Origin of the sequence: Priestia sp. SIMBA_032, from assembly GCF_046535215.1 — a bacterium.
In the GTDB taxonomy this organism is placed as follows: domain Bacteria; phylum Bacillota; class Bacilli; order Bacillales; family Bacillaceae_H; genus Priestia; species Priestia aryabhattai.
In genome coordinates, this window is the sequence record NZ_JAWRXD010000223.1 from 1 (window position 1) to 374 (window position 374).

At 53.2% G+C, this 374-nt stretch carries 1 protein-coding gene; it reads left to right on the forward strand.

The genetic code is table 11. The features are described 5' to 3' along the window. Nucleotides 1-109: 109 nt before the first annotated feature. On the forward strand, nt 110-374 hold a 265-nt coding region (locus SB717_RS34100), incomplete at its 3' end, for a hypothetical protein (RefSeq protein WP_410907248.1).

Genomic DNA, 374 nt, shown 5'->3' on the forward strand with positions numbered 1-374 from the left:
GGTGTCACTTGCTCCTTTGGAATGCCGCATTTCTCAATGGATCCCCGGCCCCTCACCTGGGCGAGTTGATACGCTTAAACTCTGGTGGCGCATACAAGGGATCGATGTGTTGGCCGACGAATTTGCTTTCACCGGCCCGCTGAACCCGGCTGATTTTCCTTATTCCCTGTATGTGCCAGCGGATTACATGCGGGAACTCGATGCCGTGGTACAGGTGTACTTCACCATCGTGGATGAAACGGGCTTTGTGACCCCATCAGCTCCTTACACACTGACCATTGATAACAATCCTCCTAAATTTGCGGGTGCGGACGATACGGCTCAATTCGTTGACCCGGATATTGCTATGACCGGCATCACTCAGGCGGTATTGG